We start from the raw sequence: 18478 nt of genomic DNA on the forward strand, positions 1-18478 counted from the left end.
CTGAGTTTAGATGAGAATAGCTGAGAAATTGTTGAATAAGAGTAGTAGCATAAGTGCGTAATAAAGAGAGTCAGTGGATGGTGTAAACTGATTTACAGCTTATGTGAATGGACTTATGAGAGTCGCTTATAAAAAGCGAACGTAATTCCCCACGTTATAGGGGTGCTTTCAAGGTGTGGTTTACCATACCCATAATGAAAAGCACAAAAGTGAGAGCATATGCTCTAATATGAGGTGGCAACGCGGTCATAATCGTCCTCTGCAATTAGGAATAATCCTTTTTGCAGAGGGCTTTTTTATTTTCAGTCAGCATTCGTCTAGACATTAGCTAAAGGAATCTTTGAAAAAGGAGCAAAATAGCTATGCAATCAACGAGTTCAAGAACAAAAATGAAAACGATCAATGGCGATTCTTTAACACCTATTTTGATTTTCAGACGTTTACAGGGAAAACATAAATTTTTATTGGAAAGTTCTGCTCAACATGAAGGAACGGGAAGGTTTTCCTTTATTGGGGCTAATCCACGAAAAACATATAAAGGTGTGGGCCAAGAAATTCAGGAGGTTTCCTATAAAACTGGAAAAACATATGTGCATCAAGGAGAACTCTTTGTTCTTCTTAAACGCCTTATGCCACGTATTTCCAATACGACACAATTTCCTTTTTCAGGTGGTGCCGTTGGGTATATAGGCTTTGGCGGTACAACGATGTTCGTAGATAAAAAAATAGAATTGCCTGATGCTTATTTTCATGTCTATGAAACGATTATTGTCTTCGATCATCAAACAGATGAAGTGACATTGATTCATACAAATATTGATGCAGAAAAGCAAGAACCTGATTTGGAAGAATTGGCTCAACAAATAGTAAACGGGCATATCAGTGACGAAGCATCTTATCGTTATCAACCGCTTGATGCTACAACAAATGAATCATTTGCAAAGGTTTTACAGACAATGCAAGCTAACTTACATGATGATATAACAAGGGTAGTTTTGCCGAATCATTATGTAGCAAATTTTCAAGGTGATACGTTTGCTTTGTATCGGCAGCTACGCAAAAAAAGGCCTGCAGCCTATATGTATTATATAGAATTTGAGGAGCATGTTGTGTTAGGTACTTCTCCTGAAAGTCTAATTCAAGTAAAAGGTGAAAGAGTTATTGCGACTCCTACAGAGGGAACATATCCGCGAGGGGAAACAAAAAATGAAGACCTAGAAAATGAACACAAATTATACAACCATGAAAGCATTAGACAATCCCATGCACTTCTTGTTAGTGCTGTTCAGCAAGAATTACAGTCGGTTTGTTTCCGAGATTCTGTTCAGGTCATGGAGGCAATGCGTATCCAGCGGTCTAAAAAGGCACTGCACATGACGACTAGGGTTGAAGGAAAGCTTTTACCAATGCTTCATGCCCTTGATGTTTTAGCAGCAACCATATCTCCACTTTCAGCTAAGAAGCTTCCGCATACAGCTGGTAATTTTGGTGCCCTTGGCTTTATTGGATTTAATGGTCATTTGGATTTTGCTTTAACAGGGAAATCTATTGTAGTTAAACAGGATAGCATGACTTTACAAGCAACAATAACTGTTACCAAATATACAAATGTGCAAGACGTTTTACACCAAGTGCAAGAGGAAGAACAGGCATTTTTACAGTTACTGGTGAACAATGGGGGGCAAAGCTAATGGAACGATTACAAAGGAAAGTACTGCAGGGAACACATCTCATGTACGAAGAAATGTTACAGGCAGCGCAATGGTTATTTCAAGATGATACACCTAAAGAAGAAATAGCAAGCTTTTTAACAGCTTTATCGGCGAAGGGAGAAACTGCACATGAAGTAGCCGCATTAGCAACTATTATGCGATCTTTTGCTCTTGATATAGCCGTAAAAGAAGGTAGCTATATGGATAATTGCGGTACAGGTGGAGATGGTCTTCATACCTTTAACATCAGTACAGCTTCTGCTTTTGTGTTAGCTGGAGCGGGTGTCAAAATTGCCAAGCATGGGAACCGTAAAATCTCTTCCTCCTCTGGTAGCTCAGATGTGCTAGAGGCACTAGGTATTCATACAGCTATTTCTATCCCACAAACAGCTCATTTGCTAGAGAGAGAGGGGATCGCTTTTATTTATGCACCGAATGTCCATCCCAAATTAAAGAGGATTGGTGAAATTCGCCGTTCATTAGGTAAACCGACAATCTTTAATCTTGTTGGTCCTTTAACAAATCCGGTCCCATTATCCACACAATTTACAGGTATTAATCGTCCGAATTTTGTCATGGAATATGCCTCAGTCTTACAAATGCTTGGACGTGAGCGGGCGATTGTCGTTTCAGGACCACAGGGCTTGGACGAGGCTTCATTAGCAGGACAAAATACATTGGTTTTAGTAGATAAAGGTGATTTAATTCCATTTTCTCTAACTGCCGAAGATGTTGGTCTTCAAACGGCACCTTTAGAGGCCATCCGTGGTGGCAATGCAGATGAAAATGCGGTGATTATGCAAAAAATATTGGCTGGGGAACAGAGTCCTTATTTAGATACAGTAGTATTAAATGCTGGTATCGGCTTATTTGGTTATGGTCAAGCGGAAACCATCAAAGAGGGTGTAGCCATGGCAAAGGAAAGTGTTTTTAGTGGGAGAGCACAACAAAAATTAGAGGCGGTTGTTACGTATAGCAAGCAAATTAAAGAAGTGGAGGTAGGATAATGAATATACTCAATAAAATTTTGCAGCAAAAAAAGATTGAGGTGGGCGCTTTGTTAGAGCAGCCAGACCCTTTAGCAAACTTTACAGATACGCCACGTCGCTCGTTAATTGAGTCATTGCGACAAGCCCATACACTGCAAGTCATTGCTGAGATGAAGCGTGCTTCGCCTTCCAAAGGGTTAATAGCTGGTGGGGCAGACCCAGTTGCACAAGCACAAATCTATGCACGAGCAGGGGCAGCAGCTATTTCGGTCTTAACCGATAAGGAATTTTTTAAAGGCTCCTTTGAAGATTTAGCAGCAGTTGCTGGTGCAGTCGATACACCCCTTCTTTGTAAGGATTTTATGATCGATCGGGTACAAATTCGATTTGCCAAGGCAGCAGGTGCATCCATTATTTTATTAATTGTGGCTGCTTTAACGGACGATGCCTTACGTGATTTATATAGCTATTCAACGGGCTTAGGCCTAGAAGTTTTAGTGGAAGTACATGATAGTGAGGAGCTTGCACGCGCTCTTGCAGTAGATGCAAAGTTAATTGGCGTTAATAATCGAGATTTACGTACCTTTGAAGTAAGCCTAGAGCGTACAAAAGAAATTGCTAATACGTTTCCATTTGATGAGAATCGAGTATTAATTAGTGAGAGTGGCATATGGACACGAGAAGATGCGAAGCAAGTAGCCTCGATGGGGGTTAGTGGTGTCCTTGTAGGTGAAGCCTTAATGCGGAGTGGAGATGCGGGGCAAGCACTACGAGATTTGCAAGTAAGTAAAGAGGGTGCGTCGGTATGACAAAGGTCAAAATTTGTGGTCTACAGGAACAAGAACATGTCAAAACAGCTGTTCATGCGGGTGCAGATGCGATAGGGTTTGTTTTTGCACCGAGTAAACGCCGTGTATCCATTGAGCAGGCCCAACAATTAGCGAAGCATGTACCACAAGGCGTTTTGAAAATAGGAGTCTTTGTCAATCCAACGCCAGCTGAATTAAAGGAAGCGGTTGAACGAGTGCCCTTAGATTATGTGCAATATCATGGGGAGGAAACGCCAGCATTTATTCAGGAGCAAGGTTATCCTGCCATTAAGGCATTATCGATACGAGGAACAGAGGACGTTCAAGCAGCTGCTAACTATCAAGTAGATTATTATTTGTTCGACGCGCCTGGTACAGAGTTTAAAGGCGGTAGTGGTCACACTTTTGATTGGACACTGCTTGAGCAAGTAGGTATTCCTAAAGCAAAATTATTATTAGCGGGTGGTCTCAATGTAGACAATATTGAAGCAGCCATTACAGATGTAGGTCCTTTTATGGTCGATGTATCAAGTGGTGTGGAAACAGATGGAATCAAGGATTCTACCAAAATACAAGCATTTTTACAGGCAGTAAAGAGGAGGAGCAGATGATGGGAATCTCAATAGCAAATAGTGTACCGACAAAAGAGGGACGTTTTGGACAATTTGGTGGTCGGTTTGTGCCAGAAACATTAATGACAGCCTTGCTAGAATTAGAAGCTGCTTATGAGGAAGCATTACTAGATCCTGCATTTATAGAGAAGCTGGCCTATTATTTAGAGGAGTATGTTGGACGTGAAACACCGCTTTATTACGCAGAAAATTTAACAAAGGCGCTAGAGGGAGCAAAGATTTATTTAAAGCGTGAAGATTTGAACCATACAGGTGCACATAAAATTAATAATGCGATTGGGCAAGCACTTCTAGCCAAACGCATGGGCAAAAAGAAAATTGTTGCTGAAACAGGAGCAGGTCAGCATGGTGTGGCAACAGCTACTGCATGTGCATTATTAAATCTAGAATGTGTTGTTTTTATGGGAGCAGAAGATATAAAACGTCAGCAGTTAAATGTCTTTCGTATGGAGCTGCTTGGCACAAAGGTTCAATCGGTGGAAAGTGGTTCCAAAACATTAAAGGATGCTGTGAACGCTGCACTACGTTACTGGGTGACAAATGTTGAGGATACCCACTATATTTTAGGCTCTGCCTTAGGTCCTCATCCATTTCCAAAAATTGTTCGAGACTTTCAGCGTGTTATCGGGGTAGAAACAAGAAAGCAAATCGTGCAAAAAGAGGGTCGTTTACCAGATGCAGTTGTTGCTTGTATTGGAGGCGGCAGTAATGCGATCGGTATGTTTCATCCATTTGTTGATGATGAATCAGTTGCCTTATACGGTGTTGAGGCAGCAGGAAGTGGTCTTGAAACTGGGAAGCATGCAGCGGCCATCGCAGGTGGACAATTAGGTGTATTACATGGCGCCTACATGTATTTATTACAGGACGAAAATGGTTTTGTCCAAGAAGCGCATTCTATTTCAGCTGGATTAGATTATCCAGGGAAAGGGCCTGAGCATTGTTATTTACATGATATTGGTCGAGCGCAATTTGACTCCATCACCGATGCTGAAGCTCTAGAAGCACTTCAATTATTAAGCCGGACTGAAGGGATACTGCCAGCACTTGAAAGTTCACATGCCATTGCTTATACGGCAAAACTTGCTAAGACCATGGCAAAAGATCAAGTCATTGTTGTGTGCTTATCTGGCCGAGGAGATAAAGATGTTCATACAGTTCGAGCAGCACTAGGAGGGGATGTTAAATGACGACTTTACAGCAAGCAATCGAACAGGCAAAAGCTGCAGGTCATAAGGCTTTTATACCCTATATCATGGCAGGTGACGGTGGGCTAGAGACCATTAAGCCGACTATCTTAAAACTGCAGCAATTAAAGGTAACAGCTATTGAAGTAGGGATTCCTTTTACAGATCCTGTTGCTGATGGTCCAACGATCGAACGAGCAGGAGAACGTGCACTCGCAGCTGGTGTGACATTAAGAAGCGTGTTGCAAACACTCGCGTCATTTAGAGATGAAATAACAGTGCCTCTCGTAGTCATGACTTATTTCAATCCAGTATTAGCATATGGCTTAAAGCCTTTTGCGCAAGCCTGTGTAGCTGGGGGAGTGAAGGGATTAATTGTACCAGATGTCCCGTTGGAAGAAAGTGAGTTGTTACGTGAAGCACTAAATCCATATGGCATTGATGTGGTACAGCTCGTCTCATTAACAAGCCCTCCAGAGCGTATAGCACGAATCGCGGCAGCTAGTCAGGGCTTTGTTTATGCAGTGACCGTGAATGGAATCACAGGAGCAAGATCGCGTTTTGCCAATAATTTAGAACAGCATTTTGCAAGCTTAAATCAAGCAAGTCCAATCCCTGTGCTTGCAGGCTTTGGTATTTCAACACCTGAGCAAGTGAAAAAGATGGGGGCTTTGGGAGATGGTGTAATTGTCGGTAGTGCCATTGTTACGGCATTGCATGAAGGAGATTTGGCAACGGTGGAAGCATTAGTAGCCGCCTCAAAAGGGATGTTAGAGAAGTCTACTCTTTAGATAGAGTAGGCTTTTTTTGTAGTGATATGGATAGAACGCTGTAATTGGCGGATAGATATGGAAAAGTAACGGATAGAAATGGAAAAGTGACGGATAGAAATTAAAAAGCAACGGATAAAACTATCAATCTAACGGATAGTGCGCAACCTATAGAAATTCGGTATAATAGCTTTCGTAAGGAAGTGAGAAGATGATTCTATCGAAAAAAAGATGGCAGGTAGAGCGTCCTGACGCAACACTTGTACAAGCATTACAAAATGACTTACAACTTTCTGCGATTGCAGCAAAAATTTTAGCAGCACGAGGTTGCGAAACAACGGCTGACGCAGAAAGCTTATTAAATATGACTGAGGCAAATATCCATGACCCATTTCTTATGCATGGTATGGCGGAAGCAGTAGCACGAATTGAACATGCACTAGATAATGGTGAGAAAATTTTAGTGTATGGTGATTATGATGCAGATGGTGTGACAAGCACAACTGTTATGTTACATGTTTTACTAGATCTTGGCGCGGACGTCTCCTTTAAAATTCCTAATCGTTTTATCCATGGCTATGGCCCGCATGAAGCCCTATTTCGGGAGGCCTATGAAGAGGGTGTACAGCTAATCATTACAGTGGATAATGGCATATCTGGTATTGAGCCTATAAGGGTAGCGAAGGAGCTTGGTATGGATGTCATTGTGACAGATCACCATGAACCAGGTGAGGAGCTACCACCAGCAGATATTATTCTTCATCCCCGAATACCAGAAGGGCAATATCCATTTGGCGAGTTAGCGGGAGTAGGGGTTGCCTTTAAGCTGGCACATGCTCTATATGGTGAACTACCAAGCCATCTCATCGAATTTGTGGCGATTGGCACTGTAGCAGATTTGGTTCCGTTAGTGGACGAAAATCGTTATCTCGTGAAGCGGGGCATACAAGAAATGCGTCGTTCACTTAGTCCATGGGTACAAGCGATGTGTGACATAGCCAGTACAGAACAAACGAAAATTACAGAAGAAACGATTGGCTTTTATTTTGGTCCGCGGTTAAATGCTGTTGGTCGACTTGGTGAGGCAACTCCTGGTGTCGAATTATTAATGGCGGAGGATAATGCTAAGGCAACTGCATTGGCAAAAAAGCTGAATGCTTGCAATACCGAGCGCAAAGATATTGTGAAAAGTATTACAGATGAAGCCATCGCACTGATTGAAGCAGATGAAAAAATCGGCAATTCCTTAGTTCTTGTTGTTGCTGGCGAGGGCTGGAACGCAGGTGTTGTAGGAATTGTAGCCTCACGTCTCGTTGAACTGTATTACCGTCCAACGATTGTGCTGTCACTTGATCCCGAAAAGGGCATAGCAAAAGGATCTGCTCGAAGTATTGAAGGGTTTCATCTATATAATGAACTAGCTAAAAATCGAGATATTTTACCACACTTTGGCGGACATCCTATGGCTGCAGGTATGACCCTATCATTAGAGCATGTGGATGAATTACGTACTCGCTTGGATGCTCAGGCAAGAGCCTGTTTAACTGAGGAGCAATTAACACCTGTCGTGCATATTGATATACCACTCAGCATTGACGAAATTTCAGCAGATGCTATTGAGGAAATATCAACATTAGGACCATTTGGCACCGATTTCCCGAAGCCTGTGTATGTGCTTGAGGATGTAGAAATCGCCTCCATGCGTAAAATTGGAGCGGCCGAGAATCACATTAAAATGGAAATAACAAACGGCTATGATAAATTGGATAGTGTTGGTTTTAACAAAGGGCATCTACATGATGAATTAACGTATGGCATCAAAGTTTCCTTTATTGGTGATTTGCAAATTAACGAATGGCAGGGACGTAAAAAAGCCCAATTTATGATCGAGGATGTCCAAACAACAGAATGGCAACTCTTTGATATTCGGGGTATCCGTCAAACAGCTCGATGGCTGAATACGGTACCGAAGGACGTGGCTAAATTTATTGCCTTTCGTCCTGAAACGGTGACCTATTATCAATCATTAATTGGAGCACCTATTACATTGGTTGACCCAGCCCTTTCAAATATTGAACAAAGTGATTACATTGTGCTCTTAGACTTGCCACACAATGTTCAAAAGCTAGAAGACGTTTTACAGAAGACAGCCCCTTCACGTATTTATGCTCATTTTTATATGCCTGACTCGCAATACTTCAGTGGTTTACCTACTCGTGAGCAATTTGCTTGGTATTACAAGTTCTTAAAAAATCGACCAGCCTTTCCGCTTGATATGCATATCGCAGATTTAGCGAAGCATACGGGGTGGCCATTAGATACATTAAAATTTATGACACAGGTGTTTTTTGAGCTTGGTTTTGTTAAAATGGAGAGTGGACTGACGACTGTCAACGTGAATGCGCCAAAACAAGCACTAACAGAGGCACCGTCTTACAAACAACGTTCAGAACAGATTGAAATGGAGCAAAAGCTTGTCTATGCTCCTTATATAGAATTAAAACAATGGTTTGATGAACGATTAACATAAACGGACGAATAACGTTTCGTAGAAGGAGCAAGAATATGGATTTAAAGCAATACGTTACAACGGTTGAAAACTGGCCAAAAGAAGGCATTACCTTCAGAGATATTACGACAATTATGGATAATGGACCTGCCTACAAATATGCGACAGATCAAATTGTAGAATATGCAAAAGAAGTAGGAGCAGAAATTGTAGTTGGCCCTGAGGCTCGTGGGTTTATTATCGGTTGTCCAGTAGCTTATGCACTTGAAATTGGCTTTGCACCTGTTCGTAAACCAGGTAAATTACCGCGTGAGGTGATTAGTGCGGACTATGGTCTAGAGTATGGAAAAGATACATTAACAATGCATCACGATGCAATTAAGCCTGGTCAAAAGGTGTTAATCTGTGATGATTTATTAGCAACTGGGGGTACAGTTGAAGCAACAGTGCGTTTAGTGGAACAATTAGGTGGTCAGGTAGTAGGCTGTGCATTCCTAATTGAACTTTTAGAATTAAATGGTCGAGACAAGCTTGGCGATTTAAATATTAAAACACTTATTCAATATTAAGAGCATTGCAAAAGCGCCCTACAATGAGGGCGCTTTTTATACTTCATCATAGGATTGAATGATTTGTTGCATTGTTCGCAAGGTATCATAGAAATCGGCGTATTTCTCCATTCCAATGTCCTCAATGATTCTATCTTGAATTCCTTGCCAAATAGGTGCTGCTTCATGCAGTTTTTCTAATCCTTTTTCAGTAAGTGTAATTTTTTTGGTACGAGCATCATTTGTATCTCGTCTTAATTCAACATAGCCATGTTGCTTTAATAGATTAATATTACGTGTTACAGTGGTTTGATCCAGCTGTAAAATTTCACCTAAACGGCTGATTGAGACAGCTTGTTGAAGGTCGATATGTGCAAGCATTGAATATTGTGTAACCTTTAAACCAGTAGGCTGTAGCAGCTTATCATATAATTGTGTGACGACCCTTGTTTTTTTTCTAAGGTTTGCACAAACACAAATTTGTGTATAATCAATATTTTTAAGTTGATTCTTCATCGACAGTACTCCTTTAAGGGGATTCTACTAATTATCAGTATACACCCAATAACTAGAAATTCCTTCTTGACAGCTTTATGAACGATTACTATCATTATACATGTATATACATATAAATGAAATAAGCAGACTTAAACATGTATATACATGTTTTGTAGTCTATCAAAGAAAAGAAGGTGTTGAGGTGAAGCGTGTTCATTATAGTTGGTTTATTTTAATCGTCACATTTTTCTCGATAATTGTCGCAGGGATTACGATGTCATCATCTGGCGTGTTTATCGATCCTCTTGAAAAAGAATTTCACTGGGATCGTTCAACCATTGCTTTAGCTTTTGCTGTAAGTTTGTTTTTATATGGCATATCTGGTCCATTTATGGCTGCATTGCTTGAAGTCATTGGCCTAAAGAAAATGATGCTAGGTGCCATGGCAACTTTAGTATTAGGAATGACTTTAACATTTTTGATGAATCAATCCTGGCAGCTAATCGTTATTTGGGGAGGCATTATTGGTCTTGGTGCGAGTCTTTTTTTAACTGTCCTTAGTCCATATGTGGCGAATCATTGGTTTGTAAAGCGAAGAGGGTTAGCGGTTGGTATTTTAACGGCAAGTACAGCCACGGGCCAGTTAATTTTATTACCTGTTCTAGCTATCATTATTGAACACTATTCTTGGCGATGGGCTATCACATTAATGCTACTCCTTAGTATTATAATGTTTTTCATGATTGCGCTTTTTATAAAAAATAGACCCCAGGATATGGGGTTAACTCCTTATGGACAAGAGGAGGCTATAGAGGAACAACAAATACAACAAAAGAAGAATCCAATAGCTATGGCTTTTAAAGGTTTATATGAGGCGATTAAGGTTAAAGCATTTTGGCTCTTAGCAGGCAGCTTTTTTATTTGTGGGCTATCGACAAGCGGATTAATTGGTACTCATTTTGTTTCTTATTGTATTAGCTTTGGCGTTCCTTTAGTCACGGCAGCATCATTTCTTTCTTTTATGGGCATTTTTAATTTATTAGGCACGACTGCCTCTGGGTGGTTATCTGATCGCTTCGATAATCGATGGTTATTGTTTTGGTATTACCTGTTAAGAGGCGCATCTCTTTTATTGCTTCCTTACGCACTCGCGCAAGGATCATTTGTTTTATTAACGATTTTCACCATCTTTTACGGACTAGATTGGATTGCTACAGTGCCACCAACTATCAGTATGACGCGACAAATTTTTGGTATGCAAAAAAGCAGTATTATCTACGGCTGGATATTTGCCTCACATCAAGCAGGAGCGGCGGTTGCTGCGTATGGTGGAGGGCTAATTTATAAATTTTTTAATTCCTATACATGGGCATTTTTCCTTGCAGGAATGTTTTGTGCAATGGCCAGTTTATTCGTCATCATTGTAAAAAAACAAACACCTCAGCAAGCATAAACAAAAAAAGTTGAACCTCAGTAAGATGAGGTTCAACTTTTTTAATAAAGAATCTTTTGACATAACGCAAACAAAAGTTTATAATATAAACAAATATAATAAAAGGTGATGCTATGAATGAAAGAGAACAGGCGGTGCTTGCTTTAATTCGCCAGAATCCGTTTATGTCTCAGCAAGAAATGGCAGATGCAATGAATCTGTCGCGTCCTGTGCTTGCTAATTTAGTGTCTAGTTTAACGAAGCAAGGAAAAATTGTAGGTCGTGCTTATATATTACCCGAGGAAAATGAAATTATTTGCATCGGTGGAGCTAATTTAGACCGCAAATTCCATGTTAAGGGCAATGTTCAATTTGGAACATCTAACCCTGCCAGTTCTTCCTTTAGTGTAGGTGGTGTTGGTCGAAATATTGCTGAAAACTTAGGCAGATTAAATCACCAAGTGACGTTACTAACAACGGCAGGTAAGGATGCTGATTGGCAAGTGATCCAAGAGGCTTCGGAATCCTTTATGAATCTACGTTATGTAGAGCAGCTTGCAGAGGCTTCTACAGGTTCTTATACTGCCATCATGGATGAACAAGGAGAGCTAGCACTAGCTGTAGCAAATATGGAGGTTTATGACCTTCTGTTACCTAGCTTGTTGAAAAAACATGAAACGATGCTTGTAAACGCAGGCTGTTTTATTTTGGATTTAAACTGTCCAAAAGAAACAGTGGCGTATATCCAGCAAGTAGCCATTGCTCGTGATATTCCACTTGTTATTGTGCCAGTATCTTCGCCAAAAATGAATCGACTACCTGAAACATTACAAGGCGTAACTTGGTTTATTTGTAACACAGATGAAGCGGAAACAATTGTTGGACATAAAATTGAAAACGCTACCCATTATGAAAAAGCATTACAACAGCTCCTACAACTAGGTGCGGAGCATGTCATTATCACAGCTGGCAGCAAGGGTGTTTATGCAGCATCTGCAACGATTGCACCTCGTCATGTTGCCGCTAAAGTGATTGACAAAATTGAAGATGTGACAGGAGCAGGAGATGCCTTTGTCAGCGCTGTCATTCACAGTTGGCTGACTGGACAATCTTTTGAGACATGTATTGATGCTGGATTAACCAATGCAAAAAATACATTGGCATCTCCTTATACAGTAAGACCTGAATTATCAGTAGATTTGTTGAAACATGAAATGGAGGAATAACAACATGAAAGATTTCATCGTATTATCAGAAGAAGTAAAAGCAGGACAAGCAAAAGGTCTACCAATCGTTGCATTAGAATCAACTATTATTTCACACGGTATGCCATACCCACAAAACGTGCAAACTGCGCGTGAAGTTGAGCAAATTATTCGCGATAATGGTGCAGTCCCAGCAACAATTGCATTAATTGATGGGAAAATTAAAATTGGTCTATCGGATGAAGAGCTAGAAATGTTCGGTAATGCTCAAGGTGTTGCGAAAGCTTCACGTCGTGACTTAGGCTACTTACTAGCAACGAAAAAATTAGGAGCTACAACAGTTGCAGCGACAATGATCTGTGCAGAGCTTGCAGGTATTGAAATCTTTGTTACAGGTGGTATTGGTGGTGTACACCGCGGTGCAGAAACAACAATGGATGTCTCTGCTGACCTAGAAGAATTAGCTCAAACAAATGTTGCCGTTATCTGTGCAGGTGCAAAATCTATTTTAGACATCGGTCTTACATTAGAATATCTTGAAACAAAAGGTGTGCCAGTGGTTGGTTATGGTACGGATGAATTACCAGCGTTCTACACACGTCAAAGTGGATTCGATGTAAACTTCCAGTTAGATACGCCAGAAGAAATTGCAGCAATGCTATCTGCGAAATGGCAATTAGGCTTAAAAGGTGGCGCTGTCATTGCAAATCCAATTCCTGAAGCGGAAGCATTAGAGCATGCATTTATTACAAACATTATTGAAAAAGCTTTAGTTGAAGCAGAAGAGAATGGCATTCAAGGTAAAAACGTTACACCATTCTTACTTGGCAAAGTTAAAGAATTAACAGAAGGTAAAAGTCTTGATGCCAACATTGCATTAGTGAAAAACAATGCAGTAGTCGGCGCGAAAATTGCTGTAGCTTACAATCAATTACACTAATCCATTTGTCGAAACAAGGACTCTTTGTGACGTGAAGTCGCAAAGGGTCTTTTTTATTAAAAAGAAGGATATTTTTTCCGTTTTTCGATCTGTTCACGAGATTAACTAAACTAAATGATACAGTCTCTTTACAATAGGCCACAATATTTTATACAATTAAGTTTATATCTAATCTGAAAAATTTGACGAGCAAGGTGGACATGTTATGGCGAAAGAGCAAATTTTGACTCCTGAGGACGTTTTTGAGTTAGTCAAATCCTACATGAATGATGAAAATGTCGCATTCGTGAAAAAAGCATATGAATTAGCAAGGGATGCCCATATTGAGCAATTCCGTAGCTCTGGTGAACCGTATATTATTCATCCAGTACAAGTAGCAGGTATTCTAGCTGAATTACAAATGGACCCGGAAACTGTAGCAGCAGGTTTTTTACATGATGTTGTCGAAGATACGGATTTTACGCGGGATGATTTGGTACGTGAATTTGGCGAAGAGGTAGCCGTGCTTGTTGATGGTGTTACCAAACTAGGGAAAATTAAATATTTATCAAAAGAGGCGCAGCAGGCAGAAAATCATCGAAAAATGTTTGTGGCTATGGCGCAAGATATCCGTGTTATTCTCATTAAGCTAGCAGACCGTCTTCATAATATGCGTACGTTAAAGCATTTACCTGCTGAGAAGCAACGACGCATTTCGAAAGAGACGCTCGAGATTTTTGCACCACTTGCTCATCGTCTTGGAATTTCGACTGTAAAATGGGAGCTTGAAGATACAGCACTGCGCTATTTAAACCCACAACAATATTATCGTATTGTCAGTCTGATGAAGAAAAAACGTGATGAACGTGAAGCTTATTTAGAAAATGTGATGGCTGAGATGAAATCACAACTGAATGAGGTTGAAATTGACGCAGATGTCTATGGTCGACCAAAGCATATTTACAGTATCTATCGAAAAATGGTGTTACAAAAGAAACAGTTTAATGAAATTTATGATTTATTAGCCATTCGTGTTCTTGTCGATAGTATTAAAGATTGCTATGCCGTATTAGGAATCGTGCATACACTATGGAAACCAATGCCAGGACGCTTTAAAGACTATATTGCTATGCCAAAACAAAACCTGTACCAGTCTCTACATACGACTGTTATTGGGCCTTATGGTGACCCGTTGGAGGTACAGATTCGTACAAAGGAAATGCACAAAATTGCAGAGTACGGGATTGCGGCGCACTGGGCGTATAAAGAAGGCAAAAACGTCGATCATCAAAAGCAGAATGTCGATCAAAAATTAACGTGGTTCCGTGAAATTTTAGAGTTCCAAAATGAATCTTCCAACGCAGAGGAATTTATGGAATCCTTAAAATTTGATTTATTCTCTGATATGGTTTATGTCTTTACACCTGAAGGCGATGTCATTGAACTGCCAGCAGGTTCTGTTCCTATTGATTTTGCCTATCGCGTTCATTCCGAAGTGGGAAATCGTACGATTGGAGCGAAAATTAATGGGAAGATGGTACCGCTTGATACGCCATTAAAAACGGGTGATATCATTGAAATTTTAACTTCGAAACAATCCTTTGGTCCGAGTCGCGATTGGCTAAAAATAGCTCAATCCTCGCAGGCGAAGAATAAGATAAAGCAATTCTTTAAACGACACCTGCGTGAAGAAAATATTGTCAAAGGTAAAGAAATGATTGAAAAAGAAATCCGTGCTCAGGATTTCGATTTAAAGGAAACGCTGTCCTCTGAAAACCTAAAACGGGTATGCGACAAATTTAACTATACGAATGAAGAAGATTTGTATGCGGCAGTTGGTGTGAATGGGATTACTGCACAGCAGGTTGTGAATCGTTTAGCTGAAAAACGTCGTAAAGAACGTGAGCAGGAAGAAGCACTAGAAAAAATCGAACAAAAAATGAAAAATCCAATTCCACAAAAACGTACGGAATCGGGCGTTATTGTAAAGGGTATTGATAATATGCTCATTCGACTTTCTCGCTGCTGTACGCCCGTTCCTGGCGATGATATTGTAGGCTTTATTACGAAGGGTAGAGGTGTTTCTGTCCATCGTGAGGACTGTCCAAATATTCAAATTGAGGATGAGCAGGAACGCTTAATTGAAGTGGAATGGGAGCATGGTGTCATTCCTGAGAAAAAGGAATACCCTGTTGATATTGAAGTTTCAGCCTTTGACAGACCTGGCATTTTAAATGAAATCATGCAAATTGTTAGTGAAACGAAAACAAATATTTTAGCAGTAAGTGGTCGTGCTGACCGTGATAAAATGGCAACAATTCATTTAACAATTTCTATTTCAAATATTTCACATTTGCATAAAGTAGTTGAGCGAATTAAACAAACACCTGATATTTATTCGGTGCAGCGTGTCATTAACTAATTGATAGGCAATATAGAATTGGGGTTTAGTACATGAAAGTAGTATTACAGCGCAGTAAAGCTGCCTCTGTAACAGTGGACGGAACGGTTACAGGAGCAATTGATCATGGCTATGTTCTTTTAGTGGGAATCACACATGAAGACACACAAGAGGATGTTGCCTATTTAGCAAAAAAAGTAGCTAACTTACGTCTTTGGGAAGATGCAGATGGAAAAATGAATCATTCGATCTTAGAGCATGGGGGCGCTATTTTATCCGTCTCACAATTTACGTTGTATGGGGATGCAAAAAAAGGGAATCGTCCAAGTTTTATCAACGCAGCTAGACCAGAAGCAGCTGAGCCACTGTGGGAGGCTTTTAATCAGGCATTACGCGAGCATGGCTTACATGTGGAAACAGGTATTTTTGGTGCAATGATGGATGTAGCACTAATTAATGATGGTCCAGTCACAATTCTTCTAGAGTCAAAATAATGGAACATTTCCTATAATTCCTTCATATACTAAAGAGTATGGTTAGTTTTATAGGAAGGAGTGTCTTAAACATGACGCAGACGAGAAGTATAACAAATCCATATTTATACGAAACTCTTAGCATGATGATTGGTCAGGCAGTAGTTGTGCAAACAGCAAAAAATATTCAACAAGGTATTTTATTATCCATACTACCTGACCATATGGTTCTTGAGATGAATCGTACGCCTTTCTTCATTCGAATGGAGGAAATTGTATGGGTTACATTGGAAACTATAAAAAAATGAAAAAATATGAGCCTTCAAATCATAATAAATGATAGAAGGTTCTTTTTCTTTTTTTATCTGTTTATTGCAAATAGTAATCTCATAATAGTAAATGTAGTTCCAGAAACTAAAAATTATCAAAACAGTTGAATATTATTTTCTAAAAATAATAAATCATTTGATTCCTCATGGATAGCTAACCTCCAATTTTTTCCTCCTACATACAACCTTTGAGCCTTTCATGATTGATTTTTCTCCTGAAGTTCTTGGTTAAAAAATCGAAGGACAATCATATCAACTCTATCTTCTCCAACACCACTGCACATTGCTTCTGTCTTAATAAGAAACAATTTGTGACATCGAGATATAATTATTATTTTAGAAAACAAAATATGGCGATGGAAATGCACATTAGTATTCGATTATGTGTATATAACTTTCTGTGTTTATAGGAGAGGAATAAGAGGTTTAATAAGGAACGGCAGTGTGTGCTTTCTGAAATAATAGAAAATTAATACTTTACAATAAATTTAAACTCATGTATATTTATTTTCAATTAGCGACAAATAGCGACAATATACTGCTAATGTCTAAATCAGAAAAAGGAGCGTGATTTAATGGAAAATGAGCAGGGGGTAAAGAAGAAAAGCTGGTTGAAAGTACCTCATACATATACGATTATTTTTGCTATTATTTTTTTAGCAGGTATTGCAAGCTATATCATACCAGCGGGTGAGTTTGAACGTGTAGAGGATGAAGAAGGGCGAATGCTCGTTGTAGATGGAAGCTATCATCATATTGAGAGTGAACCAGTTTCCTTTTTTGAAATGTTTACAGCGATTCCAATGGGTCTCGAAAAAGGGGCTCAAATTATTTTCTACATTTTTTTAGTCAGTGGTGTTTTTGGTATTATTCGTTCTACAGGTGCTATTGAGGCAGGTGTCTATAAAGGAGTAAAAGCTTTAGAGGGCAGAGAGAAATTACTGATTCCTTTATCGATGATTTTATTCTCTGTTGGTGGTTTTACAATGGGGATGGCGGAAGAAACAATTATTTTTGTACCGATTGGTGTGGCCATTGCTCGTGCGATGGGCTTTGATGCTGTAACAGGAACAGCTATGATTACACTTGGTGCCGCCAGTGGATTTTTCGGAGGAATGCTTAATCCCTTTACGGTAGGTGTTGCACAATCATTAGCTGATGTACCATTATTCTCAGGGATTGGCTTCCGTGCTGTTGTCTATGTTTTTGTATTAGGTTTTGCTATTTTCTATGTATCTCGCTATGCTTTTAAGGTGAAAAAGAACCCACAGGCAAGTGTCATTTATGATATTGAGCAAAAAGCTAAATCCAATGTTTCTGCGATTGACATTCCTACATTAACTGGAAAGCATAAATTTGTATTTATTGTCATGGCTTGTGGAATTGGCTTTAATATTTATGGTGTCTTTAATTGGGGCTGGTTCTTAACGCAGCTAACGGCATCCTTTTTAATTATGGGATTAGTTGCAGGATTAATTGGTGGTTTAAAACCTGCTACTATCTTTGATTCCTTTATTGAGGGAGCCAAGGCTGTAACATTTGGTGCTTTAATTGTAGGTTTTGCCCGTGCTATTACGGTTGTTTTAGAGCAGGGGAAAATTATTGATACAATCGTTTATGCAGCATCAGAAACAATTGGACATTTGCCACATGCTATTAGTGCAATCGGTATGTTATTTATACAAGCTCTTTTAAATTTATTTATTTCATCTGGTAGTGGACAGGCAGCAGCAACAATGCCGATTATGATTCCAATCACTGATTTATTAGGATTAGAGCGACAAGTGGCTGTTTTAGCCTTCCAATATGGAGATTCCTTAACGAACTCTATTATCCCTACCTCCTCTGCATTAATGGCGTATTTAGCTGTTGCAGGTATCCCGTATGAAAAGTGGATTAAGTTTATCTGGAAGATGATTCTTGGGTGGGCAGTGATTGCCTGTCTGGCGCTAATTGCTGCGGTAGCATTAGGAATATCTTAAATATGAAAAAGCTGTGGATGTTATCATCCACAGCTCAGACTGTAGACAAACTCAATGAAATTTTGAGTTTGCCTACAGTCTTT

16 protein-coding genes and 1 other annotated feature are annotated in these 18478 nt (G+C 39.7%); of the genes, 15 read left to right on the forward strand and 1 reads right to left on the reverse strand.

All coding sequences use genetic code 11. The annotated features are described in order from the left end of the window. The first annotated feature begins 22 nt into the window (after window positions 1-22). Window positions 23-263 (forward strand) — a binding site (T-box leader). Window positions 264-362: 99 nt separating this feature from the next. The 8 genes from CD31_RS03555 to CD31_RS03590 all read left to right on the forward strand — a co-directional run bounded on the left by CD31_RS03555 (window position 363) and on the right by CD31_RS03590 (window position 9177). Next, window positions 363-1691, forward strand: coding sequence for a chorismate-binding protein (locus CD31_RS03555; RefSeq protein ID WP_036075823.1), 1329 nt, complete (start codon window positions 363-365; stop codon window positions 1689-1691). Beyond that, window positions 1691-2719, forward strand: a complete 1029-nt coding sequence (gene trpD / locus CD31_RS03560; protein WP_016991642.1) for an anthranilate phosphoribosyltransferase — start codon at window positions 1691-1693, stop codon at window positions 2717-2719. The genes CD31_RS03555 and trpD overlap by 1 nt, the downstream gene beginning before the upstream one ends. Continuing rightward, window positions 2719-3510 (forward strand): indole-3-glycerol phosphate synthase TrpC, encoded by a 792-nt coding sequence (gene trpC, locus CD31_RS03565; protein ID WP_036075824.1) that lies wholly within the window; start codon window positions 2719-2721, stop codon window positions 3508-3510. The genes trpD and trpC overlap by 1 nt, the downstream gene beginning before the upstream one ends. Next, on the forward strand, window positions 3507-4121 hold the full coding sequence (locus tag CD31_RS03570; RefSeq protein ID WP_016991638.1) for a phosphoribosylanthranilate isomerase: 615 nt from the start codon (window positions 3507-3509) through the stop codon (window positions 4119-4121). The genes trpC and CD31_RS03570 overlap by 4 nt, the downstream gene beginning before the upstream one ends. After that, window positions 4121-5332: a tryptophan synthase subunit beta gene (gene trpB, locus CD31_RS03575; protein WP_036075825.1), complete on the forward strand. Its 1212-nt coding sequence runs from the start codon at window positions 4121-4123 to the stop codon at window positions 5330-5332. The genes CD31_RS03570 and trpB overlap by 1 nt, the downstream gene beginning before the upstream one ends. Beyond that, complete coding sequence (gene trpA / locus CD31_RS03580) at window positions 5329-6120, forward strand: tryptophan synthase subunit alpha (RefSeq protein WP_036075826.1); 792 nt, start codon at window positions 5329-5331, stop codon at window positions 6118-6120. Before trpB ends, trpA begins: the two co-directional genes overlap by 4 nt. 190 nt (window positions 6121-6310) lie before the next feature. Then, the gene (gene recJ / locus CD31_RS03585; RefSeq protein WP_036075827.1) at window positions 6311-8629 is read left to right on the forward strand and encodes a single-stranded-DNA-specific exonuclease RecJ; all 2319 of its coding nucleotides are present in this window, start codon (window positions 6311-6313) and stop codon (window positions 8627-8629) included. Between the two features lie 35 nt (window positions 8630-8664). Then, entirely contained in the window at window positions 8665-9177 is a 513-nt protein-coding gene (locus tag CD31_RS03590; protein ID WP_016991635.1) for an adenine phosphoribosyltransferase, read from the forward strand. A 36-nt stretch (window positions 9178-9213) separates the two neighbouring features. Here CD31_RS03590 and CD31_RS03595 read toward each other — a convergent pair whose 3' ends face one another. Next, window positions 9214-9672 (reverse strand): MarR family winged helix-turn-helix transcriptional regulator, encoded by a 459-nt coding sequence (locus tag CD31_RS03595; RefSeq protein WP_036075828.1) that lies wholly within the window; start codon window positions 9670-9672, stop codon window positions 9214-9216. Between the two features lie 184 nt (window positions 9673-9856). On the opposite strand from CD31_RS03595, the gene CD31_RS03600 reads away from it, so the two are divergent. The 7 genes from CD31_RS03600 to CD31_RS03630 all read left to right on the forward strand — a co-directional run bounded on the left by CD31_RS03600 (window position 9857) and on the right by CD31_RS03630 (window position 18395). Then, window positions 9857-11107, forward strand: a complete 1251-nt coding sequence (locus CD31_RS03600; RefSeq protein WP_036075830.1) for an MFS transporter — start codon at window positions 9857-9859, stop codon at window positions 11105-11107. Window positions 11108-11220: 113 nt separating this feature from the next. Further along, on the forward strand, window positions 11221-12312 hold the full coding sequence (locus CD31_RS03605; RefSeq protein ID WP_016991634.1) for a carbohydrate kinase: 1092 nt from the start codon (window positions 11221-11223) through the stop codon (window positions 12310-12312). 4 nt (window positions 12313-12316) lie between these two features. Then, window positions 12317-13231: a pseudouridine-5'-phosphate glycosidase gene (locus CD31_RS03610; RefSeq protein WP_004226737.1), complete on the forward strand. Its 915-nt coding sequence runs from the start codon at window positions 12317-12319 to the stop codon at window positions 13229-13231. Between the two features lie 205 nt (window positions 13232-13436). Beyond that, window positions 13437-15632, forward strand: a complete 2196-nt coding sequence (locus tag CD31_RS03615; protein ID WP_016991633.1) for a RelA/SpoT family protein — start codon at window positions 13437-13439, stop codon at window positions 15630-15632. A 32-nt stretch (window positions 15633-15664) separates the two neighbouring features. After that, window positions 15665-16105: a D-aminoacyl-tRNA deacylase gene (gene dtd / locus CD31_RS03620; RefSeq protein ID WP_036075831.1), complete on the forward strand. Its 441-nt coding sequence runs from the start codon at window positions 15665-15667 to the stop codon at window positions 16103-16105. A gap of 71 nt (window positions 16106-16176) precedes the next feature. Beyond that, window positions 16177-16392 (forward strand): DUF2642 domain-containing protein, encoded by a 216-nt coding sequence (locus CD31_RS03625; protein ID WP_036075833.1) that lies wholly within the window; start codon window positions 16177-16179, stop codon window positions 16390-16392. A 596-nt stretch (window positions 16393-16988) separates the two neighbouring features. Then, window positions 16989-18395: a YfcC family protein gene (locus CD31_RS03630; RefSeq protein WP_036075835.1), complete on the forward strand. Its 1407-nt coding sequence runs from the start codon at window positions 16989-16991 to the stop codon at window positions 18393-18395. The last annotated feature ends 83 nt before the right edge of the window (window positions 18396-18478 follow it).

Source organism: Lysinibacillus boronitolerans JCM 21713 = 10a = NBRC 103108 (assembly GCF_000772935.1).
In the GTDB taxonomy this organism is placed as follows: Bacteria; Bacillota; Bacilli; order Bacillales_A; family Planococcaceae; genus Lysinibacillus; species Lysinibacillus boronitolerans.

What these genes read in the sequence shown, in the direction of transcription:
- CD31_RS03555 (WP_036075823.1), top strand. Translation starts at nt 363, where the DNA reads ATGCAATCAACGAGTTCAAGAACAAAAATGAAAACGATCAATGGCGAT.
- trpD (WP_016991642.1), top strand. Translation starts at nt 1,691, where the DNA reads ATGGAACGATTACAAAGGAAAGTACTGCAGGGAACACATCTCATGTAC.
- trpC (WP_036075824.1), top strand. Translation starts at nt 2,719, where the DNA reads ATGAATATACTCAATAAAATTTTGCAGCAAAAAAAGATTGAGGTGGGC.
- CD31_RS03570 (WP_016991638.1), top strand. Translation starts at nt 3,507, where the DNA reads ATGACAAAGGTCAAAATTTGTGGTCTACAGGAACAAGAACATGTCAAA.
- trpB (WP_036075825.1), top strand. Translation starts at nt 4,121, where the DNA reads ATGGGAATCTCAATAGCAAATAGTGTACCGACAAAAGAGGGACGTTTT.
- trpA (WP_036075826.1), top strand. Translation starts at nt 5,329, where the DNA reads ATGACGACTTTACAGCAAGCAATCGAACAGGCAAAAGCTGCAGGTCAT.
- recJ (WP_036075827.1), top strand. Translation starts at nt 6,311, where the DNA reads ATGATTCTATCGAAAAAAAGATGGCAGGTAGAGCGTCCTGACGCAACA.
- CD31_RS03590 (WP_016991635.1), top strand. Translation starts at nt 8,665, where the DNA reads ATGGATTTAAAGCAATACGTTACAACGGTTGAAAACTGGCCAAAAGAA.
- CD31_RS03595 (WP_036075828.1), bottom strand. Translation starts at nt 9,672, where the DNA reads ATGAAGAATCAACTTAAAAATATTGATTATACACAAATTTGTGTTTGT.
- CD31_RS03605 (WP_016991634.1), top strand. Translation starts at nt 11,221, where the DNA reads ATGAATGAAAGAGAACAGGCGGTGCTTGCTTTAATTCGCCAGAATCCG.
- CD31_RS03610 (WP_004226737.1), top strand. Translation starts at nt 12,317, where the DNA reads ATGAAAGATTTCATCGTATTATCAGAAGAAGTAAAAGCAGGACAAGCA.
- CD31_RS03615 (WP_016991633.1), top strand. Translation starts at nt 13,437, where the DNA reads ATGGCGAAAGAGCAAATTTTGACTCCTGAGGACGTTTTTGAGTTAGTC.
- dtd (WP_036075831.1), top strand. Translation starts at nt 15,665, where the DNA reads ATGAAAGTAGTATTACAGCGCAGTAAAGCTGCCTCTGTAACAGTGGAC.
- CD31_RS03625 (WP_036075833.1), top strand. Translation starts at nt 16,177, where the DNA reads ATGACGCAGACGAGAAGTATAACAAATCCATATTTATACGAAACTCTT.
- CD31_RS03630 (WP_036075835.1), top strand. Translation starts at nt 16,989, where the DNA reads ATGGAAAATGAGCAGGGGGTAAAGAAGAAAAGCTGGTTGAAAGTACCT.